General features: G+C 68.9%; 21 protein-coding genes and 1 pseudogene. 17 read left to right on the top strand and 5 right to left on the bottom strand.

From position 1 onward, the window contains the following. Positions 1–8 precede the first annotated feature (8 nt). From ACYVO6_RS14040 to ACYVO6_RS14030, 3 genes are all read left to right on the top strand, one after another. Positions 9–911, top strand: coding sequence for an ABC transporter ATP-binding protein (locus ACYVO6_RS14040; RefSeq protein ID WP_461060936.1), 903 nt, complete (start codon positions 9–11; stop codon positions 909–911). 11 nt (positions 912–922) lie between these two features. Next, on the top strand, positions 923–3,490 hold the full coding sequence (locus tag ACYVO6_RS14035; RefSeq protein WP_461060934.1) for an ABC transporter permease: 2,568 nt from the start codon (positions 923–925) through the stop codon (positions 3,488–3,490). A gap of 83 nt (positions 3,491–3,573) precedes the next feature. Beyond that, positions 3,574–4,479, top strand: a complete 906-nt coding sequence (locus tag ACYVO6_RS14030; RefSeq protein WP_461060932.1) for an LLM class F420-dependent oxidoreductase — start codon at positions 3,574–3,576, stop codon at positions 4,477–4,479. Here the strand turns inward: ACYVO6_RS14030 and ACYVO6_RS14025 are convergent. Further along, positions 4,415–5,122, bottom strand: a complete 708-nt coding sequence (locus ACYVO6_RS14025) for a nucleoside/nucleotide kinase family protein (RefSeq protein ID WP_461060930.1) — start codon at positions 5,120–5,122, stop codon at positions 4,415–4,417. The two genes, ACYVO6_RS14030 and ACYVO6_RS14025, sit on opposite strands and share 65 nt — an antisense overlap. Before the next feature lie 240 nt (positions 5,123–5,362). Between ACYVO6_RS14025 and ACYVO6_RS14020 the strand changes: the two are divergent. After that, positions 5,363–5,572: pseudogene (locus tag ACYVO6_RS14020) on the top strand (GNAT family N-acetyltransferase); the annotation flags it as partial. A 305-nt stretch (positions 5,573–5,877) separates the two neighbouring features. Here the strand turns inward: ACYVO6_RS14020 and ACYVO6_RS14015 are convergent. Beyond that, the gene (locus tag ACYVO6_RS14015; RefSeq protein WP_461060928.1) at positions 5,878–7,410 is read right to left on the bottom strand and encodes a flavin-containing monooxygenase; all 1,533 of its coding nucleotides are present in this window, start codon (positions 7,408–7,410) and stop codon (positions 5,878–5,880) included. 192 nt (positions 7,411–7,602) lie between these two features. Between ACYVO6_RS14015 and ACYVO6_RS14010 the strand changes: the two genes are divergently transcribed. After that, positions 7,603–8,625, top strand: a complete 1,023-nt coding sequence (locus ACYVO6_RS14010; protein ID WP_461060926.1) for a Rieske 2Fe-2S domain-containing protein — start codon at positions 7,603–7,605, stop codon at positions 8,623–8,625. A gap of 917 nt (positions 8,626–9,542) precedes the next feature. On the opposite strand, the gene ACYVO6_RS14005 is transcribed toward ACYVO6_RS14010, so the two are convergent. Further along, entirely contained in the window at positions 9,543–10,175 is a 633-nt protein-coding gene (locus ACYVO6_RS14005; protein WP_461060924.1) for a TetR/AcrR family transcriptional regulator, read from the bottom strand. Between the two features lie 95 nt (positions 10,176–10,270). Between ACYVO6_RS14005 and ACYVO6_RS14000 the strand changes: the two genes are divergently transcribed. The 3 genes from ACYVO6_RS14000 (at position 10,271) to ACYVO6_RS13990 (ending at position 13,210) form a co-directional block, all read left to right on the top strand. Beyond that, positions 10,271–11,011: an SDR family NAD(P)-dependent oxidoreductase gene (locus ACYVO6_RS14000; RefSeq protein ID WP_461060922.1), complete on the top strand. Its 741-nt coding sequence runs from the start codon at positions 10,271–10,273 to the stop codon at positions 11,009–11,011. Positions 11,012–11,316: 305 nt separating this feature from the next. Continuing rightward, positions 11,317–11,709: an ester cyclase gene (locus ACYVO6_RS13995; protein ID WP_461060920.1), complete on the top strand. Its 393-nt coding sequence runs from the start codon at positions 11,317–11,319 to the stop codon at positions 11,707–11,709. A gap of 274 nt (positions 11,710–11,983) precedes the next feature. Next, positions 11,984–13,210, top strand: a complete 1,227-nt coding sequence (locus tag ACYVO6_RS13990; RefSeq protein ID WP_461060917.1) for an IS110 family RNA-guided transposase — start codon at positions 11,984–11,986, stop codon at positions 13,208–13,210. A gap of 408 nt (positions 13,211–13,618) precedes the next feature. Here ACYVO6_RS13990 and ACYVO6_RS13985 read toward each other — a convergent pair whose 3' ends face one another. Further along, positions 13,619–14,767 (bottom strand): DUF4241 domain-containing protein, encoded by a 1,149-nt coding sequence (locus ACYVO6_RS13985; protein ID WP_461060915.1) that lies wholly within the window; start codon positions 14,765–14,767, stop codon positions 13,619–13,621. Between the two features lie 520 nt (positions 14,768–15,287). Between ACYVO6_RS13985 and ACYVO6_RS13980 the strand changes: the two genes are divergently transcribed. From ACYVO6_RS13980 to ACYVO6_RS13955, 6 genes are all read left to right on the top strand, one after another. Beyond that, a complete protein-coding gene (locus ACYVO6_RS13980; RefSeq protein WP_461060913.1) occupies positions 15,288–15,707 on the top strand; it encodes a GNAT family N-acetyltransferase in 420 nt (139 codons plus the stop codon). Continuing rightward, positions 15,652–15,981 carry a GNAT family N-acetyltransferase gene (locus tag ACYVO6_RS13975; protein WP_461061387.1) on the top strand — a complete coding sequence of 110 codons (330 nt, stop codon included), beginning with the start codon at positions 15,652–15,654 and terminating at the stop codon, positions 15,979–15,981. The genes ACYVO6_RS13980 and ACYVO6_RS13975 overlap by 56 nt, the downstream gene beginning before the upstream one ends. A gap of 184 nt (positions 15,982–16,165) precedes the next feature. Further along, positions 16,166–17,506 carry a hemolysin family protein gene (locus tag ACYVO6_RS13970; RefSeq protein ID WP_461060911.1) on the top strand — a complete coding sequence of 447 codons (1,341 nt, stop codon included), beginning with the start codon at positions 16,166–16,168 and terminating at the stop codon, positions 17,504–17,506. Beyond that, positions 17,503–18,516, top strand: coding sequence for a hemolysin family protein (locus ACYVO6_RS13965; protein ID WP_461060909.1), 1,014 nt, complete (start codon positions 17,503–17,505; stop codon positions 18,514–18,516). The genes ACYVO6_RS13970 and ACYVO6_RS13965 overlap by 4 nt, the downstream gene beginning before the upstream one ends. 108 nt (positions 18,517–18,624) lie before the next feature. Beyond that, positions 18,625–19,464 carry an SGNH/GDSL hydrolase family protein gene (locus ACYVO6_RS13960; protein ID WP_461060907.1) on the top strand — a complete coding sequence of 280 codons (840 nt, stop codon included), beginning with the start codon at positions 18,625–18,627 and terminating at the stop codon, positions 19,462–19,464. A gap of 319 nt (positions 19,465–19,783) precedes the next feature. Next, positions 19,784–20,179 (top strand): DUF5958 family protein, encoded by a 396-nt coding sequence (locus ACYVO6_RS13955; protein ID WP_461060905.1) that lies wholly within the window; start codon positions 19,784–19,786, stop codon positions 20,177–20,179. Positions 20,180–20,238: 59 nt separating this feature from the next. Here the strand turns inward: ACYVO6_RS13955 and ACYVO6_RS13950 are convergent, their stop codons facing one another. Next, entirely contained in the window at positions 20,239–20,559 is a 321-nt protein-coding gene (locus ACYVO6_RS13950) for a DUF4253 domain-containing protein (protein WP_461060903.1), read from the bottom strand. Between ACYVO6_RS13950 and ACYVO6_RS13945 the strand changes: the two genes are divergently transcribed. Genes ACYVO6_RS13945 through ACYVO6_RS13935 form a run of 3 tightly spaced genes read left to right on the top strand, consistent with a single transcriptional unit; the run spans position 20,558 to position 23,732 of the window. Next, positions 20,558–21,913: a radical SAM protein gene (locus ACYVO6_RS13945; RefSeq protein ID WP_461060901.1), complete on the top strand. Its 1,356-nt coding sequence runs from the start codon at positions 20,558–20,560 to the stop codon at positions 21,911–21,913. The two genes, ACYVO6_RS13950 and ACYVO6_RS13945, sit on opposite strands and share 2 nt — an antisense overlap. Further along, positions 21,910–22,926, top strand: a complete 1,017-nt coding sequence (locus ACYVO6_RS13940; RefSeq protein WP_461060899.1) for an aminotransferase class I/II-fold pyridoxal phosphate-dependent enzyme — start codon at positions 21,910–21,912, stop codon at positions 22,924–22,926. Before ACYVO6_RS13945 ends, ACYVO6_RS13940 begins: the two co-directional genes overlap by 4 nt. Beyond that, positions 22,923–23,732, top strand: a complete 810-nt coding sequence (locus tag ACYVO6_RS13935) for a class I SAM-dependent methyltransferase (RefSeq protein WP_461060897.1) — start codon at positions 22,923–22,925, stop codon at positions 23,730–23,732. The genes ACYVO6_RS13940 and ACYVO6_RS13935 overlap by 4 nt, the downstream gene beginning before the upstream one ends. Positions 23,733–23,953: the final 221 nt, after the last annotated feature.

Here is a 23,953-nt window from a genome sequence, read left to right as displayed (position 1 = left end):
AGGCGGCCTTGTCCACAGCAGCTGCGGAGCACGCCCTCGGGCGCACGGACGCCGAGGGGATCGCGGCCCGCGCCCGTGGTCTGACCAAGGCATACGGCACGGGTGAGACGACCGTGCTCGCCCTCGACTCGGTCGACGTGGACATCGCGCGGGGCCGCTTCACCGCGGTCATGGGTCCTTCGGGCTCGGGCAAATCCACGCTGATGCACTGTCTGGCGGGGCTCGACACCGTGTCGGCCGGGCAGGTGTGGCTGGGCGACACCGAGATCACCGGGCTGAGAGAGCGCGAGCTGACGCGGTTGCGCCGGGACCGGATCGGCTTCATGTTCCAGTCGTTCAACCTGATCCCGACGCTGAACGCGATCGAGAACATCACGCTGCCCATGGACATCGCGGGCAAGAAGCCCGACGAGAAGTGGCTGGACCAGGTCATCGACACGCTCGGGCTACGCGATCGCCTCAAGCACCGGCCCTCGCAGCTGTCCGGCGGGCAGCAGCAGCGCGTCGCCTGCGCCCGCGCGCTGGCCTCGCGCCCCGAGCTGATCTTCGCCGACGAGCCGACGGGCAACCTCGACTCACGGGCGGGCCTCGAAGTCCTCGGCTTTCTGCGGGAAGCCGTCGACGAACTGGGCCAGACCGTCGTCATGGTCACGCACGACCCGGGCGCGGCGGCCCACTCCGACCTGGTGCTCTTCCTCGGGGACGGACGGATCGTGGACGAGATGGCGCGGCCCTCGGCGGAGGCGGTACTGGAACGCATGAAGCGGTTCGACACCATCCGCGGCACGTTCGAGGACGGCGTCGCGCCCGACCAGGGCATCGCACCCGATCACGGCGTCGCACTCGACAAGGGCATCGCTCGCGACCAAGGCACCGCTCCCGACCAGGGCACCGCCCCCGACCAGGACTGAGGCAGGCCGTCGTGCTGAAGGCGACACTCCGGAGTTTCCTCGCGCACAAGGGGCGGCTGCTGCTCTCGGCGCTGGCCGTCCTGCTGTCCGTGGCGTTCGTCGCGGGCAGCCTGATCTTCTCGGACACGGTCACCCGTACCTTCGACCGGCTCTTCGCGTCCACGTCAGCCGACGTGACCGTGCTGCCGCGCGAGGATCTGGACTCCCAGCTGCCCTCCGGGGCCGTCCAGACCGTGGACACGCGCATCGAGGACCGTATCGCCCGGGTCGACGGAGTCGCCGACACGCATGTGGACGTCTCCGTCGAGGGCGTCACCGTCGTCAACAGCAAGAACGAGTCCGTGGGCCCGACCACCGGCGCGCCCACCATCGCCACCGGCTGGTACGTCACCGAGCGCAGCCCCGTGGAGCTGACCTCCGGCCATGAGCCGCGCGGGTCCGGCGAGGCGCTGATCGACGCGGACACGGCCGACAACAAGGACGTACGCATCGGTGACACGCTCACCGTGATCGCACAGCCGGGTTCGTTCAAGGTGGAGATCGTCGGCATCGCGACCTTCACCACCACCAACCCCGGTGCGGCGCTCGTCTTCCTCGACATCCCGACCGCGCAGACCGAACTGCTGGGCAAGGAGGACGTCGCCACCAGCATCGCGGTGGACGCGGAGGACGGCGTGAGCGACGCCGCGCTCAAGGAGCGCATCGCGCGCACGATCGGCACCGAGACCTACGAGGTGGAGACCGCCGACGAGCAGGCCGAGTCCGCCACCGCCGAACTCGGCGGCTTCCTGGACGTGATCAAGTACGTGATGCTCGGCTTCGCCGGGATCGCCGTACTGGTCGGTGTGTTCCTGATCGTCAACACCTTCTCCATGCTGATCGCCCAACGCACCCGCGAACTGGGCCTGTTGCGCGCCCTGGGCGCCGACCGGCGGCAGGTGCGCCGGTCCGTGCTCCTGGAAGCGGCCCTGCTGGGCCTGGTGGGCTCCACGCTCGGCCTGGCCACGGGGATCGGGCTCGCGTTCGGCCTGATCGAGCTCATGGGCCTGCTCGGCATGAACCTCAAGTCCACCGAGATGGTCATCGGCTGGGTGACCCCCGTCTCGGCGTACGCGGTCGGGGTCGGAGTCACCTTCGTCGCCGCGTATCTGCCGGCGCGACGGGCCGCCGGGGTGTCGCCGATGGCCGCGCTCGCGGACGCCGAAATCGCCGGTGTGGGGCGGCCACTGCGGGTACGGGCCGTGGTGGGGACGGTCGTCGGAGCACTCGGCGCCGCCGCGCTCGTGGGGTGTGTGACCGCGACGGAGACAGGCTCCGCCGCTTCCCTGCTGGGACTCGGCGTCGTCCTGACCCTCATCGCGACCGTGATCGCCGGGCCGCTGCTCGTACGACCCGTGATCCGTGTTCTCGGCGGAGCATTCCCGGCTCTGTTCGGCTCGGTCGGGCGGATGAGCCAGCGCAACGCGCTGCGCAATCCGCGTCGTACGGGTGCCACCGCGGCGGCCCTGATGGTCGGCCTCGCTCTGGTCGGCGGGATGTCCGTGGCCAGCGAGTCCATGACCAAGTCCTTCGACCAGCAGATCGACAAGACACTCGGCGCCGATTTCGTGGTGCAGAACAACAACTTCCAGCCGTTCCCGCAGGAGGTCACCACCAAGGTGGACGAAACGGCCGGCGCCGGAACCCCCGTACGCCAGCGCTTCGCGCCCATCGCGGCCCGGCTGCCGGACGGCGACCGCGTCGAGACGACCGCGGCGGGCTATGACGACCAGCTCGACGAGGTCGCGAACATCACGTACGCGCAGGGCGACACGGCGGCGGCCCTGGCGCCCGGCAACATGGCCATGGATGTCGACTACGCCGAGGACCACGACGTACGCATCGGCAGCGTCATCCCCATCGAGTTCCAGGGCGGGCAGCAGACCGAACTGCGGGTGGCCGCGCTCACCGACCAGGAAGGCGGCGAGGGCTTCGGCGTACAGGGAGCGATGTACTTCGGCCTGGAGACACTCGTGGAGTACGTGCCCGACGGTCAGGACTCGACGCTGTACGTGAACGCCGAGTCGGGCACCTCCGTCGACACGCTGCGCGAGCGCCTGGAGCAGACGCTCGACCCGTATCCGCAGGTGCAGGTGCGCGACCAGGCCGACTACAAGGAGCTGGTCCGCAACCAGATCGCCGTACTGCTCTATCTGGTCTACGCCCTGCTGGGCCTGGCGATCGTCATCGCGGTGCTCGGTGTGGTCAACACCCTTGCCCTGTCGGTCGTGGAGCGCACGCGCGAGATCGGGCTGCTGCGCGCGATCGGCCTCGCCCGGCGGCAGTTGCGGCGGATGATCCGGCTGGAGTCTGTGGTGATCGCGGTGTTCGGCGCGGTTCTCGGGCTCGGGCTGGGGCTTGTATGGGGCGTGTGCGTGCAGCAGGTCCTGGCGCTCCAGGGCATGACGGCGCTCGCGATCCCGTGGTTCATCATCGTCGCGGTCGTGGTGGGCTCGGCGATCGTGGGCATCCTGGCGGCGCTGCTGCCCGCGTTGCGTGCCTCGCGGATGAACGTGCTGGCGGCCATCGCGCATGAGTGACCGAACCGCGCATGAGTGACGGCATCGCGTACGAGTGATGGAATCGGGTACGTGCTCAAGTCCCTTGTCGGCGAGGAGAGTTCATGTCGCAGCCCCAGCCCCTCCGCCCCTTCCGATTCGGCGTCAACCTGGTCACCCCCGCACCCTCCGAGGAGTGGCGCGCGAAGTGCCGTCGGGCCGAGGAACTCGGCTACGACGTGATCCTGGTCCCCGACCATCTGGGGATGGTCGCGCCGTTCCCGGCCCTGGTCGCGGCGGCGGAAGCGACCGAGCGTCCGCGCCTGGGCACGTTCGTGCTCAACGCCGGCTTCTGGAACCCCACGCTGCTGGCCCGTGAGGTCGCCACCACGGACGCGCTGACGGGCGGGCGCCTGGAACTGGGCCTCGGCACCGGATACGTACAGGCGGAACACGACACAGCGGGCCTTCCGTGGGGTTCACCGCGGGAGCGCGTGGATCATCTGACGCGTACGGTCGAAGAGTCGGACCGGCTGCTGGGATCGGCGGATCACCAGCCGCAGCCCGTGCAGAAGCCGCGGGTGCCGCTGCTGATCGGCGGCAACGGCGACCGGGTGCTGAAGCTCACCGCGGAGCATGCCGATATCGCGGCGTTCACGGGCACGCGTACGGTGCCGGACAGCCCGACGGGCACGCTGGCGCCGATCACGGCTGAGGAACTCGAGGAGCGCGTGGCCACGTACCGGCGCCTCGCGGCCGACCGCAAGGAACCCGCCGAGCTCAACCTGCTGATCCAGATGGTGGTCATCACCGAGGACCGCCGTGCGACGGTCCAGGAGTGGCTGCCCCTCGTGCCGCATCTGACCGAGCGGCAGATCCTTGAGCTGCCGCTCATCCTGGTGGGGCCCTTGGAGCGGATCGTCGAACAGGTGCGGGAGCAGCGGGAGCGGTACGGGTTCTCGTATCTCACGGTTCTGGAGCCGTACATGGAGGCGTTCGCGCCGGTGGTCGAGGCGCTGCGCGGTGAGTGACCGGGCTCGGTGGAACTCCGGCCTCGACCGCCACGACGAGGTCGGCGCGGACCCGGCCACGGGCCACCAACTCGGCGTTGCCCTGATCGCTCCCGCAGGCCCAGGCGACGGCCTCGTCATGCCCCTTTCCGTGCGACTCGTGCCGGGCCACCAGCCGCTGCCGTCGAAGATCGTCATCGATCTCCAAGTACCAGCTCTCATCGAGAAGTCCGGCGACCTGGCCCCAGGAGCCCTCATCGGACAGCAGATAGTTGCCCTCCGTCACGACCAACGGGACCCCGCGAGGCACCGGCAGCGCCGAGCCGATGGACTCCTCGATGTCACGGTCGAAGTCCGGCGCGTACACGACCGGTTCGACGCACGAGCGCAGCCGCCGCAGCAGATGGACGTAGCCATCGGCGTCGAAGGTGTCCCAGGCTCCCTTGCGGTCGCGGCGTCCCAGCGCGCACAGCGTGGCGTTGGACAGGTGGAAACCGTCCATCGGGACGAGCACCGCGGTGTCCGGCCCCAACGCCTTGACCAGCTGCCGGGCCAGGGTCGACTTGCCCGCACCCGGCGCACCGGTGATACCGAGGATCCGCCGCCCGCCCCGGTCGGCGAGGGCACGGGCACGTTCGACCAATTCGGCGGCTGTACTGATCATCTGGCCTCCGTGGCAGGGGTGGGACCGCGAGCGGAGGTCGATGGACGGCTCCGACGTTGCCGACCAGGATGTCACCGTCCTGGATGGCTTGGTCATCAATCACGTGGAGCCCGTGAAGCATGGGGATTCGGCCGACGGGCTCGCGGCTTGTACGAACCCGGGCCCAAGCCCACCCCTCTCTCGATTCCTCGGCACGGAATCCGTTCGCCAGGCAGGTCGGCACTCTGCTTGGCTCGCTCCATGAGCGATCTTCATATCCGCTGCGCAACCCTCGCCGACATCGACACCGTGCCGGAGTTCTGGCGCGAAGCCGCGGAAGGAACGAGTATCAGCGACGACCACAACGGAATGACCCGACTGATCACAACAGACCCCGAAGCCCTGCTCCTCGCAGAGCGCGACGGCCTCCTCACGGGGACCGTGATAGCCGGCTTCGACGGGTCACAATGTCAACTCCAAGCCGAATGACAGCAGTTCGTACGAGTCCTCATCGTCCCTGCGAGGAGTCACAACTACTGGTACGGCACCTGGCACCACAGCCAGACCGCAGTCCTCATCGACTCTCCGAGGGGTCACAACTGGAAGCGGCCCCGTGATCCCCGCCTGCGAGGGTGTTCCGTCAGCCCCGCGGTTGGTGACGATGCGGGTGGTGTGCTCCCCACACCGACCACGATTCCCCGGTGTGTCCCCCCGCACCCCGGAGGACAGCGCTGCGGTCTACCCACCACCGCCCTCGACGAGCGCGTGACCGGGACCTACGGGAGTCGGCCCGAGGGACGGGCGGGCAGACCATCCCGCCGGCCGCCAGCCTGGGCCGGCAGCGACCAGGTGTAGACCTCCGGGTCGAAGGCGTGCAGGCGCTTGACGAGCCTGGCGGTCGACCAGGGCCAGCAGAAGGTGTTGATGCCTGGGAGACCGAAGTAGTAACCGGTGCCGTCGGCGGCGTTGTAGACGGTGTCGCGCAGCGCCTCGCGCAGGGCCTGCTGGTGGGCTGCTTCGGCATCGGGCTTGACATCCAGTGCGGACGACCCGCCAGCACGCAGCTGGTCGAGGGCGTCGGTGACGTAGCGGAGTTGGGCTTCGAGGACGGTGGGGACGGCGGTGGTGCCGGTGAGCAGATTCGGGCCGATGAGCAGGAAGAGGTTGGGGAATTTGCTGACGCTGGTGCCCAGGTAGGCACGGCGGCTGTCGGCCCAGGACTGGGCCAATGTGCCCTCGGTGCCGTGCAGATGGGGGGCCAGCGGGATGTCCCCGATGTGATACCCGGTCGCGAGGACGATGATGTTGGCGCGGGTGCGGGTGCCGTCGGCGCCGATGACGTCGGTGCCCTCCACAGCGGTCACGCGCGTGGGATGCAGCCGCACGTTGGGCCGGGTGAGGGCAGCGTAGTAGGTACCGGATGTGATCAGGCGGCGGCCGCCGAAGCGGTAGTCAGGAGTAAGGGCCCGGCGCAGGGCGGGGTCCCGTACCGAGGTACGCAGATGGAAGCGGGCCAGGGCCTCCAAGGGCCGCAGCAGGCGGGGGTGACGCAGGGGTACGCCGATGGCTTCCTGAGTCCAGTGGTGCAGGCCGCGTAGTCCGCGGCGCACTGCTGGGTGGTGCTCGAAGAAGCGGTGGAGCCCCGGCGGGAGCGGGTAGTCAGGTTTCGGAAGTACCCACTGCGGTGTGCTCTGGAAAACGTCGACATGAGCCGCCTTCGGCTGGATCTCGGGCAGGAACTGGACGGTGGACGCTCCGGTGCCCACCACTGCCACGCGCTGTCCGGTCAGGTCGACTTCGTGGTTCCAGCGGGCGGAGTGGAAGGCGGTGCCGGGGAAGGTGCCGAGGCCGGGGATGTCGGGATGTCGGGGCCGGTGCCAGGGGCCGGTGGCGACGATCACCGCGCGGGCGGTGTACGTGCCCGACGTGGTCCGCAGGTTCCAGCGGTGCGCTGCCGGCTCCCAGCGGCCGCTCAGTACCTCGGTGTCGTAGCGGATCGCTTTGTGCGCGCCGTGCGTTGCCGCGGTGGTGTCGAGGTAGTCGAGGATTTCGGACCGGTCAGCGAAGCCCCGGCTCCATGTGTGGGGTGCGAAGGAGTATTCGTACAGCACCGACGGTACGTCGCAGCCGCATCCTGGGTAGGTGTTGTCGCGCCAAGTCCCGCCGAGGCGACCGGACTTCTCCAACACGACGACGTCGTCGAAGCCGGCACGGCGCAGCGCGATCACTGCGGCCACACCGGAGAGGCCAGCCCCGATGACGACGACTTCCGCTTCATGACGATGGTTGTCGATACTGTCGTCGGCCACCAGCGCCGCCCCCTGTCTGCCTCGTGGGCATCCCGGCGCTGATGCCGAACCGCCCCTGACCACTTACTCAGAGCGACCGATCGTAGGATCACCCGCGATCACCTGTGGTGATATGGCCGGTAGATACCTCATAAGGGTGATCTTGCTGGGTGGGCTGCATGCGGTGCGTTTCCCTGTGTTTGGCTGCCAGCCATGACGACGAGGGACGAACTGCCCAGGTCTCCCGGTCCGCACGCCGCCGTCGACGAGCCGGGGCGGCATCTTCCCTACCCCAGTGGCTGGTTCTGCCTGGCGCGTTCACGAGAACTGGCCCCCGGCAATGTCCTGACCCGCCGTTTCATGGACGAGGACATCGTCCTCTACCGCACCCGCGACGGCCGGCCCCGCGCGGTGCATCCCTACTGCCCGCACCTGGGCGCTCATCTGGGGGCGGGCGGCACCGTGGAGGGACAGAACCTGGTATGCCCCTTCCATCGCTTCGCCTTCGCCCCCGACGGCACCTGCGTCGGCACGCCCGCTGGCCCGCCCCCGCGCGCCCGCCTGCAGCACCACACCATCAGCGAGCGCAACGGCTTCCTCTTCGCCTGGTACGAACCGGATGGTGCTCCACCCGCCTGGGAAGTCCCCGGCACCGCCCAGGCGGGGGTCGTTCCGACGGCCGCCTGGAGCACGGAAGTGCACACCTACGCCCAGGAGATCATCGAGAACACCCTCGACTACCGGCATCTCCCGGTCCTGCACCAGGTGTCCGTGCAGGAACTCGGCCCGCCGACGGCCCATGGCCCGCTCCTGCGCATGCGTCTGCGCCTTGGGCCGGACCGGCCTCCCGCCCTCAAGCAGAAGATCCAGGCCGACCATACGTTCCTCCTGGCCGGGCTGGGATATCTCCGCGTCGAGCTCCCGCTGCCCTCGCTCGGACTCGTCAGCTACCTGTGGGCGATGCACACGCCGACCGGCCCGCGACGCAGCCACATGCTGGTCGCGACGGCCTGTGCAGACATCCACAAGCAGGACGCCACTGAAGCGTCGCTCCCACGGCGTGGCCTGCACCGGGCCTTCGCCCACGCGATGCTGCGCACCGCGGTCAGCAAGGTCCATCAGGACCTGAGGATCTGGAACACCAAACGCTACGAGCCACGCCCCCGCCTCGCCGCGAGCGACGAGGCCATCGGCTTGTTCCGCCACTGGGCCCGCCAGTTCTACCCGGCGCCCTGAGGAAACGTGATGGTGCTGCTGATCCCGCCGAGAGTGACCGCGCAGCCCAGGAGAGGCGAGTTACTCCGATGCGGGTCGGCGGCAGGTGGCGCGCTTCGTGGGGGCTTTGGTCGGCGAGAAGTAGCCCGCCAGGAGCGACTCCCCAGCGGTTGGGGCCCTTCGGTGTGCGTGATGCAGCCGACCCGTCTCAGGGGCGGTTGACGTCCTCGCATACGGCGAGCAACCCGCACACCGCCCCGCCGACAGCGGCGACGTGCGTCACGAGCGTCACTTCAGCGTCAAAACATCGCTCGTAACGCCCACACCGGGCATCGCCGAGGATGCGCGCGGCCGAACGCCCCACCCCCGGCAAGGGCGTACCGACGAAATGGGGCTGTGTGGGTGACGAAACGCAGTCCGTCGTCGGCCGGGCGATTGGGCTGACGCCGATCCTGTTCCGTCGCAGCGAAGGTTGAGCGTTCTCACCGAAGGTTGGTCGGCAGGGCGGAGTGCCCCCCCTGTGGGCGGTCGTGGACGGTCGGTGTCGAGCAAGCGTGCCCAGCGGAGCACTTCGACGCGGTGCCGGGTGCGGGCCTGCCGACGGCGGCGTCACGCGATGGCGTTGCGGCAGCGGCGCAGCCGAGGGGCTCGGTAGACTCAGCCGCCTCGTGCCTCGTTCAGGGGTGAGTCCTCCTTTCGCTTTCTCCTCGCGCCTGCGGTCGGGGCTCGTGTCCGCGTCACGGTGTGAGGTGACTCGGGCCGGTGCGCTGTTGACGGCCATGCCGAATGGTCGTCCCCCGGTCCGCCCTTCGAGGTGGGGGTCGTAGTGGAGCGGGTGGGCAACGTCACCCGGGCTCATTGCGTGGGGAACTGGTCGCCCAGACGCGGGAGTTGGACGAAGGTGCCGTCATTGCCCGGACGAGGCGGACAGCGCCGGCTCAGCCGCTCGGCTGAGCCGGGCTCGTGGCTGGTGGCCAGCTTCGCAGGGTCATGTCGGCCACCTGCTGGAGGTCGTCGCGGGTGGTGCCGCTGGCGGCTTGGACGGCGATGCCGTTGGCCACGGTCATGAGGTAGCGGGCGAGTAGGCCGGGATCGGTGCCCGGGGGCAGGTCGCCTTCCTCGACGGCTTGCCGGAACCGGTCGCGGAGGAGGGAGGTGTGCTCGTTGCGCCAGACGATGAGATCGTCGCGGGCGTTGCGTCCCGGGTCGCCGGCGGCGAGGGACCCCTGGACGCCGAGGCATCCGGTGGGGCAGCCGGGGCGTGTGGTGGCCCGGACGGAGCCGTTCAGGAACGCGGTGGCCACCTGCCGGGCGGTCGGCTCCTGCAAGGCACGCGCTCCGTACGAGGCGGGGCCTTCGGTGTAGCGCTCCAGGGCCTTGCGGAACAGGTCCTCCTTGTTGCCGAAGGCCGCGTACATGCTGGTGCGGGTGATGCCCATGGCGCTGGTCAGGTCGGTGAGGCTGGCGCCTTCGTAGCCCTGTTCCCAGAAGACCCGCATGGCCTGTTCAAGGGCTTGGTCGGTGTCGAAGCCTCTCGGTCGGCCGATCGGTGCCTTCCGTCGCGTCTCCATGCAATCGATCATACCTCTTTTGCACTGGTCGGTACGGAAGGTGTTACAGTCTCATTCGGTACCGATCGGTACTTGAATTTGTGGAGGTCATAGCCATGGGGCAGCTTGAGGGTAAGACCGCAGTCGTCACCGGCGGCAGCACCGGGATCGGCCTGGCGACTGCGAAGCGGCTTGCGGCCGAGGGCGCGCACGTGTTCATCACCGGCCGGCGCGAAATCGAGCTGGAGAAGGCCGTCGCCGCCATCGGCAACGCCACCGCGGTGTCCGGTGACGTCAGCGTCGCGGCCGACGTGGACCGCCTGTACAAGCGCGTGCGGGAGCACGGGCAGGGCCTGGACGTGCTGTTCGCCAACGCGGGCATCAACCACCTCGCGACGTTGGACGAGCTCACCGAGGACATCCATGACGCAGTCTTCGACATCAACGTCAAGGGCACCTTCCTCACTGTGCAGAAGGCCCTCCCGCTGCTCAACGACGGCGCCTCGGTGATCCTCACCGCTTCCACCGCAGCCGAGGGGGGCGCGGCGGGTATGAGCGCCTACGGAGCATCGAAGGCGGCCGTGCGGGCTTACGCCCGCGCCTGGGCCGACGAGCTCGGCAGCCGGGGTGTCCGGGTCAACGCGATCTCGCCGGGCCCGGTGAACACCCCGATGTGGGACGCGGCTTTCGGCGATCGCGCCGGGGAGATGCTGGAGGCCGTCGCGGCCGGCCTGCCCCCCAAGCGGTTCGCCGACCCGGACGAGATCGCCGCCGCTGTGACCTTCCTCGCCTCGTCGGGCAGCAGCTTCGTCTACGGCGCCAATCTCTACGTCGACGGCGGAATGAACCAGATCTGACCGGACCGCCGGGTGGCACGCAGGGAAGCGGATAACCGGGGAAAGGCAGCGCCGTGCTCACCTCCATACACGGCGAGCCCGGCGCACGTACGTCCCGCGCCGATCGACCCAACCGGCAAGCCGCACAGGGACACTGCTGCGGCGCCGCACCCTGGGGCGCGACGTGAATTCCGGGCCGCCCAGAGCTGAGGTAGCCGCAGTCGGGATTCCTGCCTTCAGCGACGGCTGCCACGGCAAGACCGTGGAAGGGCATCGCACTTCATCACCATCCGGAAACACCCCGATCCGGGGACTGAGAGGCAATCATGTCTGACGCCGAACTGCGCGATTTCTTCCAGCGCTACATCGACGCGCTCAACGCTCATGAGTTTCACCGCATGACCGAGTTCATCCACGACGAACTCATCATGAACGGCCACCCGGTCACGCGGGACGACGTCATCGCGGACCAGGAGGACCACACCGACGCGGTCCCGGACTTCACCTGGCGGGTCAAGGACCTCGCCATCGACGGTGATCGAGTGGCGGCCCGTCTGTTCAACAAGGGCACGCCCGCGAAGGAGTGGTTCGGCGTGCCCCCCACCGGCGCCACGGTCGAGTATGCCGAGTACGCCTTCCACAAGGTTCGTGATGGGCGCTTCTATGAGATGAATTATCTGATCGACGCCCAGGCAGTGCAGCGACAGCTGGTCGCCTAATGGGAGCTGCCGGGTCGGAGAGATTCGGTGCCGTAGCCGCCAGTAGGTGAGCACTTTCGTCGCCGGAAGCATTCGACTTCTGAGGTCAGACCGTGCCCCTGCTGGTCGGCCGGGAGGCCAGACCGTTGATGGGGTGGCGTGCCCGCCGGGCAGTGGGGCGTGAGCACTGGATCCTCCCCCACTCTCGGCTCCGCTCGAGCGGGGGGACCCCCATGGCCGCGTGCCGCGCCTTCCGCAGGCTGCAAGGAGCGAAGTACCTGACCAGGAGGACGAGTTGCTGCTGATCGGCGATGACTGGGCCGAAGACCACCATGACGTCGAGATCCAGGACGAGACAGGCCGGAAACTGACCGCGGTGAGACTGCCCGAGGGTGTGGAGGGGATTGCAAAGCTGCACGAGCTGCTCGCGCAGCACGGCGGCCAGGACCTGGAAGCCGCCGGGGTGGTGGTCGGCATCGAGACCGACCGCGGCTCCTGGGTGCAGGCCCTGATCGCCTCCGGCTACCAGGTCTACGCCATCAACCCCCGGCAGGTCGCCCGGTTCAAGGAACGCTATGCCTCCTCCGGCGCCAAGAGCGACAAAGGAGACGCGCACGCGCTGGCCGACATGGTCCGCATCGACCGGGACCAGCTGCGGCCGGTGGCCGGGGACAGCGAGCAGGCTCAGGCCGTCAAGGTCGTCGCCCGCGCCCACCAGAGTCTGATCTGGGAACGCACCCGTACCTACCAGCGGCTGCGCAGCACGCTGCGCGAGTACTTCCCCGCCGCCCTGAACGCCTACGCGGACCTTGCCCTGACCAGCACGGACGCCCTGGAACTGCTGATCAAGGCCCCCACGCCGGCGGCCGGGGCGAAGCTGACCCGCACCCAGATCACCGCTGTCCTGGCCCGCGCCCGTCGGCACAACCGGGATGCGAAGGCGGCCACGGTCCAGGCCGCGCTGCGCGAACGGCAGCTCGGCCTGCCCGAGCCGGTCACGGCCGCCTACGCGGCCACCGCCACCGCCCACGCGAAGCTGCTGATCGCACTCAACGAACAGATAGCCGACCTGGAAAAGCAGGTGAAGGCCCATTTTCTGAAGCACCCGGACGCTGAGATCTACCTCTCGATGCCCGGCATCGCGCACATCACCGGCGCCCGGGTGCTCGCCGAGTTCGGAGACGACCCCACCCGCTACGTGTCCGCGAAGGCGCGCAAGAACTACGCCGGCACCAGCCCCATCACCCGGGCCTCCGGCAAGAGCCACACCGTCCAGGCCCGCTACGTCCGCAACAACCGGCTCGCCGACGCGTTGCAGACCCAGGCGTTCTCCGCCCTGCGGGCCTCGCCCGGCGCCCGCCGCTACTACGACAAACAACGCGCCCGCGAAGCGGGCTACAACCCAGCCCTGCGACAAGTCGGCAACCGCCTCGTCGGCATCCTCCACGGATGCCTCAAGACCCGCACCGTCTACGACGAAGCGACCGCCTGGTCACACCACGCCCACACCCCTGCCCCTTGACACCAAACGACATGGGGTGTCTGACCTGCCTCTGGCGGCCCGTCCGGGCCATCTGCGCCGTGCGCTCGCTCAACCTTCGATGAGAACCGCTCAACCTTCGATGCGACAGGTCAGATCCCACCGAAGGCGGCTCCCGTGTGCGGGAACTTCTGCGTATCTGCGCGGGATACACGCCCTGCTGGACTTGCTGGCCCACCATGCCAGCGCATTGCGTCGGTGGCCCTATCGCCCATGTGCATCGACGCGTAGTACCGCTGGCGAGCTTCCTTGACGTCCTCCGGGAAGGCGTCCACCAGGCCGAAGTCGGTGATCGAGTTGTCGAGCTTCTCAATCGCCGTGTGCACTCTGGAGGTTCGCCGCGGTCCCAGTCTCGGGCAGTGCGGCCTCGCGCCGATGGTCGGCGGCTCCTTACTCTCCCCCGTCGGCGGAATGGAGCTGGAAGTCGACGACGACGCAACCAACCTGTCCGTCATCGGTGCGGCCGATCCAGACGGGGTAGGCCCCGTCGCCCCGGCCGGCACGGAAGGCGATGAGGTTCGGCTCGGGCTCCGTGCTGGGCAGTTCGACGGTGAAATGGCTGTCGAGGGGTATGAACAGGTCCTCGTCCAGCTGGTCTTCGATCACCGTCCGAGTCGCATCCATGAAAGCCGCTGTGCCGGTATCCACGCCAACCCCGTAGAACTGGCCCTCGCCGAGCAGCCCCAGGTCCTCGTCGGGCCGGAGGGCCATTTCCCACTCGCGGGGCGGGATGTCCAGGAACGTCACCCTGGCCGCGGCGACACCGGCCCCGCGTGTCGTGCGCAAAAGCGACAGCGTGACCGGGAACTCGCCCGGTGGCACAGCGACGGTCCGCGGGGTCTCTCCGATCCAGCCGGGGTCCGAGACCGCCAGCTGCCCTGACGTGATCCGCAGCAGGCCGGCGTCAACGGGCTCGACGACGGCCGACCCATCCGGAGTGTCGCACGCGCCCGGACTGAACAGTTGCTCGATTCCGGTGGCGCGCAGCGGTCCCGATCCTTCGTCCACCGACACGTCGCTCAGGACTACGGTCGTGGCGGGCTCGTGGCCCTGCTGGGCGAGGAACGGCGCGAACACCTGCCAGTCGCCGAATTCCGGTACGGGGCAGAGGAAGCTTTCGACGGGCGCCGGGAACCGCCGCACGGGGACGCTCGACGGGCCGGATGTTCGAGCGTGCAGTGGCTCCGTCGACGCTCCCCTCGGCCCGGCGAACTCGGACCTCACCTCGACCTGCCCGTCGGCCGAGACGGTCGTGGTCTCCTGAACATCCCACTTCCCGGACGAGTGCTCCTGCTCGTTGGAAAACTGCCATCGGGTGTTCCGGTGAGCCAACAACATCCCCGTGCTGTGCGGCTTGAGGTCGATCATCTGCATGCGCCAGGACCTGTCGTCGAACAGATACACACGCCACATCCGGCGCGGCCAGTACTCGACCAGTGCCAGCGGTCGCTCCCGCGCGGACAGCAGAACCGCGTACTCCATCCCGGCAGCATGTCTGCGTGCCGCGACCGCGCGCGACATCGGGTCCGGATGGGTCATTCCCCGATGGGAACCCCACATGTCGCCGTACGACACATCAAGACTGTCGAAGATCACAGCCGCGCATCTCCCCCCGCGGCACCAGCCGCCCCCGAGCAGTGACGCTCGACGGGTGACCCTGCCGCATCGCCCTGCCCTTCCGGAGCTTCGTTGTGCCGCCAGTCTGCCACTGAGGTGTGACACACAGGATCGTGGGAGGCCAGCAACCTGGGGTTACCGACGAAATGGGCCGCCCCAGGTGACGAAACACAGTCGGTTCGGCGGGCCCCATCGGTGATGCGTGCGTTCGCGTCAGCGCCGACGCTCAGGAGCGGGAACGTGGGCACTCCTGCGCGGGAATCCAACCCGGCGGAAGCCACGTTACGGCTGGTCAACGAATTCCGTCGGTTGTCAGCAAGGCGCCGCTGAACGGATTGACCCTCAACCCGGTTGACTTCCCGGGACCAAGCCCACCCCTCAGTCGATACCTCGGCACGGAAACCGGTCGCCAGACAAGCCAGCGCTCTGCTTGGCTCACCCCATGAGCGATCTCCACATCCGCTGCGCCACCCACTCGGATATCGACACCGTGCTGCAGTTCTGGCGCGACGCCGCGGAAGGAACCAGCATCAGCGACGACCACCACGGAGTGGCCCGACTCATCACACGAGACCCCGAAGCCCTGCTCCTCGCCGAGCGCGACGGCATCCTCACCGGAACCGTCATAGCCGGCTTCGACGGATGGCGATGCTCCGCCTACCGACTGGCCGTACACCCCGACCACCGTCGGCAAGGCATCGCCACCGCCCTGCTGGAAGCAGCCGAACAACGCTTCACCGCCCTGGGCGGACGACGCGTCGACGCCATGGTCCTGGAAGCCAACGAACAGGCCCACCACACCTGGGCTGCGACTGGCTACCATCGCGAGGACCACTGGCGACGCTGGGTCAAACCGCTGTAGGCACGCGGCCGGATGCGCGGATTTTTGTGAGCAGCCAAGACTCGACGGCTGGCGCTGTCATCTGTACCGGCTGGCGGTACATCCGTCGCAGCGACGGCGGGGCGTCGGTTCGGCGCTCCTCGCCGCGGTCGAGGAGCGGTTCGTACGGCTGGGTGGGCGCCGGGGCGACGCCATGGTGCTCAAGCGCAACGAGAGTGCGCATCATGCGTGGCGGGCGGCGGGGTACACGCCCGAGGAGCACTGGCGGCGGTGGGTGAAGCCGCTCGGTGAGTGACCGGAGTACGGGCGACTTTGCTGACCCTTTACTATGTGAGGATCAGGTCTTCTTCTTCCTAGGAAAGGTGTGAGCGTCCGCCCATGGGCGAGCCTCCCAGTCCCGGCAGCCCGCGCGGTCTCGCGCCGCGCAGGCATCGTGCGATCCCCCCGCCCCTGTCCGACCATGGGACGGAGGTGACCCGATGACCGAAGTGCTCCTCCTCGCGGTGGCCGTTCTGCTCTCCCTGGCCTGTGGCGCCTTCGTCGCGGCGGAGTTCTCGCTCACCACGGTCGAGCGCGGCGAGCTGGAGCGGGCCGTCGAGCGCGGCGAGGTCGGCGCCTCGGGTGCCCTCAAGGCCGTACGGAATCTGACCTTCCAGCTGTCCGGCGCACAACTCGGCATCACCGTCACCAACCTGATCGTCGGCATGCTCGCCGAGCCGTCCATCGCCAAGCTGATCGCGGGCCCGCTGGAGGCGGCCGGCATGGGCCCCTCGGTGGCCTCATCGACCGCGCTGGTCATCGGTACGGGTCTGTCGACGGTGTTCCTGATGGTCGTCGGCGAGCTCGTGCCCAAGAACTGGGCGATCTCCTCGCCGCTCTCGGTGGCCAAGAAGGTGGCGACGCCGCAGCGCTGGTTCAGCACGCTGTTCCGGCCGTTCATCACCCATCTCAACAACACGGCGAATCGTGTCGTACGCCGCTTCGGTGTCGAGCCCACCGAGGAGCTGGCCTCGGCCCGTGGGCCGCAGGAGCTGATGGCCCTGGCCCGGCACTCCGCGAAGGAGGGCGCGCTGGAGGCCGACACCGCCGAGCTGTTCGTCCGCACGCTGAACCTCGCGGACCTGACCGCGGAGAACGTGATGACGCCGCGCGTCCAGGTCATCGCCTTGGACGTGCAGGCGACCTGCGAGGACGTGGCGAACGCGACGCGGGCGACCGGTCTTTCGCGCTTCCCCGTCTACCGCGGCAACCTCGACTCGGTCGTGGGAGTCGCGCACATCAAGGACGTACTGGCGGTGCCCGCCGAGCGCCGTAGCCGCAGCTCCGTCGCGCAGCTGATGCGCGAACCCCTCCTCGTACCGGAGTCGCTGACCGTCGACCGGCTCCTGGACCGGATGTCCGGGAAGCGCACGATGGCCGTCGTCATCGACGAGTACGGCGGCACCGCCGGGGTCGCCACCCTGGAGGACATCGTCGAGGAGGTCGTCGGCGAGGTGCGGGACGAGCACGATCCGCACGAGGTGCCCGACCTGGCCCTGGCCGGCAAGGACGACGACGGCCGCGCGCTGTACTCCGCCGACGGCGCGGCCCGCACCGACCAGCTCGCGCGGGTGGGGCTGCGGGTGCCCGAGGGGCCGTACGAGACGCTGGCCGGGCTCGTCGCGACGGAACTCGGGCGCATTCCCGCGGTCGGCGACACCGTGGATGTCGTCGGCTGGCGGCTCGAAGTGACGGACGCATCGGGGCACCGGGCCGCGCGGGTGCTGCTGCACGCGCCGCTGCCGCTCATCGAGGGCATCGAGGAAGAGGGGACGCTGTGACCGCCGTACAACTGCTGATCGGTCTGGCGACGCTCGTCGTGAACGCCTTCTTCGTGGGCGCCGAGTTCGCGCTGATCTCGGTGCGCCGCAGCCAGATCGAGCCTTACGCCGAAGAGGGCGACAGGCGGGCGAGGAGCGTGCTGTGGGGTTTGCAGCACGTCTCCGCGCTGATGGCCGCCGCGCAGCTCGGCATCACGCTGTGCACGCTGATCCTGGGTGTGGTCGCGGAGCCCGCGATCGAGCATCTGCTGGAGCCGGTGTTCCACGCGGTGGGGGTGCCGGAGGGCGCGGGGCACGTGATCTCGTTCGTGATCGCGCTGACCTTGGCTACGTATCTTCACATGCTCCTCGGCGAGATGGTGCCGAAGAACATCGCGCTCGCCGAGCCGGTGCGCACGGCACTGCTGCTCGGCCCGCCGCTGGTCGCCCTCTCCCGGGCGCTGCGTCCGGTGATCTTCACCATCAACGCCTTCGCGAACGGCCTGCTGAAGCTGATGCGCGTGGAGGCTCGGGACGAGGTGACCGCGACGTTCTCGGACGACGAGCTCGCCCGCCTCGTCCAGGACTCCAGCGCCGCGGGCCTGATCGACGACCGGGCCCAGGAGCGGCTGCACGACGCCCTGGAGCTGGGCCGCCGCCCCGTGCGGGACGTCGTCCTCCCGCTGGAACGCGTCGTCTACGCGCGCGTGGGCGTCACGCCCGAGCAGTTGGAGGCCCTGTCCGCCGAGTCCGGCTTCTCCCGCTTCCCCGTCGTGGACGACGGCCGTCGCATCGTCGGCTACCTCCACGTCAAGGACGCACTGGACGCGATGCCGCGCGATCTCCCGTTCCGGGTCGCGGACATGCGCTCGATCGCCCGCGTACGGGAGAGCACACCGCTGGACGACGTGCTCACGGCGATGCGTCGCAGTCGTACGCATCTGGCGGCGGTGATCGGTGGGGACGGGTTGCTGGCGGGGGTGGTGACGATGGAGGACGTGTTGCGGGAGTTGTTCGGGCAACCGGCGTGAGGTGGCAGGGCCGGTGGGTGGCCACCACCGGCTGACCGGCGGGGGCCGGCAGGCCCCAGTCGGTGGCCGACCGCTGGGTATGTGCCTCGGGATACCATCGCTCCTGCCATGGAGACGAATGCCACCTACACCAGTCTTGTCGCGGTCGGCGACTCCTTCACCGAAGGCATGTCGGACCGGTTGCCCGACGGCTCGTATCGCGGCTGGGCCGACCTGCTGGCGGGGCGGATGGCCGCTCGGACGCCGGGCTTCCGGTACGCCAACCTCGCCGTGCGCGGCAAGCTGATCGGGCAGATCGTGGCCGACCAGGTGGGCGCGGCGGCGGCCATGCAGCCGGACGTGATCACGCTGGTGGGCGGGCTGAACGACACGCTGCGGCCCAAGTGCGATATGGGGCGGGTACGCGGGCTCCTGGCGGAGGCCGTCGAGCGGCTCGCCCCGTCCTGCAAGCAGCTCGTGCTGATGCGCAGCCCCGGCCGCCAGGGCCCGGTGCTGGAACGGTTCCGGCCGCGCATGGAGGAGCTGTTCGCCTGCGTGGACGACCTCGCGGCCCGGCACGGCGCACTCGTGGTCGACCTCTACGGCGCCCCTTCACTCGCCGACCCCCGTATGTGGGACGTGGACCGGCTGCACCTGACGGCCGAGGGCCACCGCCGCGTCGCGGAGGCGGTGTGGCAGACACTCGGCTACGAGGCGCAGGACGCCGAGTGGCGCACCCCGATGCCCGCGAGCGCGCCGCCCGGCTGGATCGCCCGCCGGACCGCAGACGTCCGGTTCGCCCGGCAGTACCTGCTGCCGTGGATCGGACGGCGGCTTACGGGGCGCTCCTCGGGGGACGGCCGGACAGGCGCCCAGTTTAGCGCTGAGCTGGGCAAAGCCTTTTGGGTCACCCCTGTGGACCACACAAACCCCGGCCCTGTGACGGACTGGCGACGAGTGAGGCCCTAACCCGGAGCCCCGCCCGGCTGCCATGCACCGATTAAACGCGGGGCGCCGCCGCCCTCCCTGCACATGGCCCGCGGTTGTTGTTGCGGGACGTCACGGGTGAGCTCAGACCACTTGCCCCGGGAGAAGAGCCTCCAGTACGCGCGCGCCGCCATGCTGGCGTTGGCTTCGTCCTGGCACGCGAGGGCATCCTCCTCGACCAGGTGCACCCGCTTCAGACCACCCGCTGGGCCGACGATGCCGAAGGCGCGGCCGATCTGGCGGTGCTGCTCGGCATCCTGATCACCGCGGCGGAGAGGCGTCCGTCCCACGGGAGGCAGTCATGAACGAACGCGACGTCCTGCTCAACGAGCTCGCGCAGGGGCTGCGCCAGATGTCAGAGGGCATCGAATGGTTCGACAGCCTCGGCCACGAAGAGCAGTCCGAGGTGCTGCTGTTCCTGCGCCATCACTGCGTCCAGGCGCGCGCCGTCGCAGAGGATGCACCGGAGAGCATCCGCCGTGCCGGGCTGCGCCCGACGCATACGCCCGCAGTGCTGATCTCACGAGGCCGGATGGACGAGCAACTGGGAAAGATCGCCGGTCTCGCGCCTCTCGACGAACGCCGCAAGGCGTTCAGGCTGCTGATCGCGGTGCTCACGATTGCCGACGCGCGGCGCCGCGAGCGCTTCTGCTCCGGCGGCTGCAATCACTGGTGGCACAGACTGTCCGTCGCCTGACAACCCAGCACCGCACTCCTGAAAGTCAGTTCCCGGTTGAGCGTCTTCTGCGGAGCGGATCAGTCCCACCAGAAATCCCAGTGATGAGCCCCGGTGATCCGCTCAGAGTACGCGGCCAGCGTGTACGGCCTGCTGCCCTGCCAGATGTTGTCCGGGCAGAAGGCAAAGTGCTCGGCCGCAACCAGGAGAGCCTCATGCTCGTTGGCCGGTGGCGCGGCGACGCTGAGGTGCAGCGTGGAAAAGCCGACCGCGACGACACGGGCGCCGAACCGGTGCTCCCAGTCACGGACGACCGCGGAGAACTTCGCGGTGTCGTTGTCGTAGTTGCAAGGTCCCGCCCATCCCGCGCAGTTCGGCCCATGTCGTCTGGGCCCGTTCATGCATGATGACGGGATGAACCATAGCGACCAGCGCTTCCACGTCATCGTGCTGTCGAACTTCGCGAAGGGCTTCGACAAGTACGCGTTCGCTTACGGTAAGGCGGGGATTCCGGAGAGTACCTATTCCGACCGGTTCCACTTGCTGACCCGTGCGGAGTTGGGAATCGGCATCGGCAAGGCGCGACGCTTGCTGGACCGTCTGGCCATTCCGGGCGACCGGCTGCTGGTGCTGGAAACCATGGTGGACCCCGACAAGCTGGTGCCCAACGTGTCGACCGGCCTCGGCATGGAACTGCACGAGGCTCGCATCCGGTTGTCAGCAGTCCACGAGCTCGACCAAGTAGGCGACGAGTTCACTTTGCGCCCGACGACCGTCGAGGATGCGATGGCGGCCTCCCTGCACCTGCACGGATCGGCACAGCGTCGCTACGCCGACACGCGACCGCGCTCGGTTTCGCTTCTGCCGGTCGCCTCCGCCTGCCAAGCCCGGTGTTCGTTCTGCTTCTCCTCGGCTTCGATCTCCAGCGACCAGGCGCCGGCACGGGTCCCGTGGGACGCGGTCGCCCACTGGCTGGAGCGCGCCCGTGCGGCGGGTGCCGAGCGTGCAGTGATCACCGGCGGCGGGGAGCCCACGCTCATACCGTTCGAACAGCAGCTGCGACTAGTGTCCGCCTGCTCGGCGGCCTTCCCGAAGGTCGTCCTGATCACCAACGCGCACACCCTGGCGAAAGGCCGGCACGATGGCCGGGCCGACCGCCTCGCAGCCCTGAGCGCCGCAGGCCTGAGCGTGCTGGCGGTCTCCCGGCACCATCACGACGACGCCGTCAGCGAGCGGCTGATGATGCTGCGCACACCGGTGAGCTCCGTGATCGACACCTGGCGCGTGGAACGTCACCGCTGGCCGGGGCTGCGGATGAGGCTGATCTGCGTGCTCCAGCACGGCGGCGTCGCCGACGCGGCCGAGGTCGCCGACTACCTTTCGTGGGCCGCGGCTCTCGGTGTCGAGGAAGTCTGCTTCAAAGAGCTCTACGTATCCACCAGCACCGAGTCGCTCTACTTCGACCGCGCCGCCAACGTCTGGAGCCGAGAGCACCAGGTTTCGCTGTCCATCGTCACCGGGTTCGCCGAGCAGCACGGTTTCGAACTGGCGAGCCGCCTGCCCTGGGGCGCGCCGGTCTACCACGGCAGCTGGGACGGACGGCCGATGCGGATCGCCGCTTACACCGAGCCCAGCCTGCTCTGGGAACGCACCAGCGGGATCGCACGCAGCTGGAACGTCATGGCCGACGGACGCTGCTACGCCTCCCTGGAAGACCGGGCCAGCGAGATCGTGCCGGAAGGCGCAGCGGCATGAGGTTCGAGGAGTTCCAGGAATTCCGGCAGCGGCAACTCAGTGCTTCCTCGTCGCTTCTGGACGCCGCCGAGACCAACGTGTACCGGGCGCTTGCTCCAGTGCGGCCGGAACCGCCGACCGACATGAGTACGGTGCACCGGTGCGATCTCGCCCGAGCCTGGCTGCGGCGCTTCGAGCTGCCGGAAGAGTGGTCCGGCCACGCCATGGTCTGTCGAGGGGTCCGGCACGGGCTCGGTGTGGTGTTCCACTGGCTGCGCGCCGTGCACGCGCGGTTGTGGCTGCCCAGCGACGTGTACCCGGTTTACTTCGAGCTGGCCCGCGCTGCGGGCCTCGAGCCCATGTCCTACCCGACGCTACCGGCGCCGGCCCTGCCGAGGTCGTCGGCGGACCACCGGCCCGAATACCTGCTGCTCGCCAACCCCAGCAAGCCGCTCGGCCGTTACCTGTCCGATGCCGAGTGTGCCGCGGTGATTTCGTGGTTGCGGGAATCACCACGCCGCCACCTGCTGATCGACAGCGTCTACGACCTGGGAGCCCCGTTCGCTGCCGGCACACGGCGATTGCTGGACACCGGTTGTGCGGTCCTGCTGCATTCGGTCACCAAGGGATGGCTGTGGCCACGCACATTCGGCGTGGTCCTGCTGGGCTCGGCGCACGCCGAATTGGCCGAAGCGTTCCGCGCGGATCCGCCGACGCCGGCACAGCTGAGGCTCGCCGACCGTCTGCAGACCGAGCACAGCGACGTGCCCCGGCAGGTCGTCGACGAACTGGCCGCACGGGCTGAGCGGTTGTTCGAACGGTTGCCGGACGAGGTGCTCGGGGCGATTCCCACGGCGAGCCGGACGTGTCCCGGCAACTATTTCTTCCCGGTTGAAATCCCAGCGGAGACGCTCCAGCGTGAGTGCGGCGTGCTCGCCATGCCGGTCAGCGTGTTCGGGGAGAGCAGTTGGTCCGGCTCCATCCTGACCAGCCTTGCTGACGCTTTCGGCCCGACGCCGACGGTGGCGCGATGAAGCCACTGGAGGACCTGGCCGTATACGACGATGCGGACTTCTACGATCAGGAGTTCACCGCGCGCACCCACGACATCCCGTTCTTCCTCGGCCAAGCGGTCCGGGCGGGCGGTCCGGTCCTGGAGGTGGCCTGCGGAACCGGGCGCATCACCCTGCCGATCGCGCGGGCGGGTGTCGAGGTCACAGGGCTTGACATCATGCCCTCGATGCTTGCGCGTGCCCGTCAGCGGGCCGAGGACGAGCGACTGCCAGTCGAGTGGCTGGAACAGGACTGCCGAGACATCCGCTCTGACAGGCGCTTCGCCCTGGTGTTCTCGGCAACCAACGCGATGCAGCACCTGCACGACCTGGATTCCGTGGTCGCGTTCCTCGCCTCGGCGCGAAACGTGCTGCGACCAGGCGGGACCCTGATCCTGGACGTGTTCAACCCCGACATGGCCAAGCTGTGCCGGCTCCCCGAGTCGCCCTACCACCACAAGTCGGTCGCGGACCGGGACGGGGCGAGGCTCGACGTGCGAGCGACGACCAGCTACGACGCCGCCGCCCAAGTGCTGCGCTTCACGCTGGACTACCTACGCGACGGCGTGTGTGTACGCACCAAGAAAGTCAGCATGCGCTGCTTCTTTCCCGAGGAACTCTTGGCGCTCTGCCGGCTGGCCGGTCTCGACGTCGCGCAGCGCTACGGGGACTACGATCAATCCCTGTTCACGAGCACCTCGCCGAAGCAGCTCCTGTTCTGCCACTCCCAAACCGCCAACGGCCAGATCGGCGATCCGCCGTCGGTACCGGTCAAGCATCCGAGCTAAGCCAGCACCGCATTCCGGGCAACATGCCTGTTCGGAGGCCGCACGAGCGGTGATCCTCGCTGTCGCCCCCGCGTTCCGGACCAGTTAACCCCATGAGTACACCGTCCGGGCACGGCCGTCCGGCAAAGCGGCCCGAGTTGCTGCCGTACGAGGGGCCGGGGGCGTAAGCGTACGTAGGGGTGGTGGCGTCGGCGTACGAAGGCCGACGGCGTAGGCGCACG

The organism is Streptomyces pseudoechinosporeus, from assembly GCF_054783935.1.
Note: the sequence above shows the minus strand (reverse complement) of the source record. Positions and strands in the feature narration are given on the sequence as shown.

Excerpts from the sequence above, each read along its gene's own strand:
- ACYVO6_RS14030 (WP_461060932.1), top strand. The coding sequence starts at position 3,574 with ATGTCGCAGCCCCAGCCCCTCCGCCCCTTCCGATTCGGCGTCAACCTG.
- ACYVO6_RS13980 (WP_461060913.1), top strand. The coding sequence starts at position 15,288 with ATGAGCGATCTCCACATCCGCTGCGCCACCCACTCGGATATCGACACC.
- ACYVO6_RS13995 (WP_461060920.1), top strand. The coding sequence starts at position 11,317 with ATGTCTGACGCCGAACTGCGCGATTTCTTCCAGCGCTACATCGACGCG.
- ACYVO6_RS13985 (WP_461060915.1), bottom strand. The coding sequence starts at position 14,767 with ATGACCCATCCGGACCCGATGTCGCGCGCGGTCGCGGCACGCAGACAT.
- ACYVO6_RS13935 (WP_461060897.1), top strand. The coding sequence starts at position 22,923 with ATGAAGCCACTGGAGGACCTGGCCGTATACGACGATGCGGACTTCTAC.
- ACYVO6_RS13960 (WP_461060907.1), top strand. The coding sequence starts at position 18,625 with ATGGAGACGAATGCCACCTACACCAGTCTTGTCGCGGTCGGCGACTCC.
- ACYVO6_RS13950 (WP_461060903.1), bottom strand. The coding sequence starts at position 20,559 with ATGAACGGGCCCAGACGACATGGGCCGAACTGCGCGGGATGGGCGGGA.
- ACYVO6_RS13970 (WP_461060911.1), top strand. The coding sequence starts at position 16,166 with ATGACCGAAGTGCTCCTCCTCGCGGTGGCCGTTCTGCTCTCCCTGGCC.
- ACYVO6_RS14000 (WP_461060922.1), top strand. The coding sequence starts at position 10,271 with ATGGGGCAGCTTGAGGGTAAGACCGCAGTCGTCACCGGCGGCAGCACC.
- ACYVO6_RS14005 (WP_461060924.1), bottom strand. The coding sequence starts at position 10,175 with ATGGAGACGCGACGGAAGGCACCGATCGGCCGACCGAGAGGCTTCGAC.
- ACYVO6_RS14010 (WP_461060926.1), top strand. The coding sequence starts at position 7,603 with ATGACGACGAGGGACGAACTGCCCAGGTCTCCCGGTCCGCACGCCGCC.
- ACYVO6_RS13940 (WP_461060899.1), top strand. The coding sequence starts at position 21,910 with ATGAGGTTCGAGGAGTTCCAGGAATTCCGGCAGCGGCAACTCAGTGCT.
- ACYVO6_RS13955 (WP_461060905.1), top strand. The coding sequence starts at position 19,784 with ATGAACGAACGCGACGTCCTGCTCAACGAGCTCGCGCAGGGGCTGCGC.
- ACYVO6_RS13945 (WP_461060901.1), top strand. The coding sequence starts at position 20,558 with ATGCATGATGACGGGATGAACCATAGCGACCAGCGCTTCCACGTCATC.
- ACYVO6_RS14025 (WP_461060930.1), bottom strand. The coding sequence starts at position 5,122 with ATGATCAGTACAGCCGCCGAATTGGTCGAACGTGCCCGTGCCCTCGCC.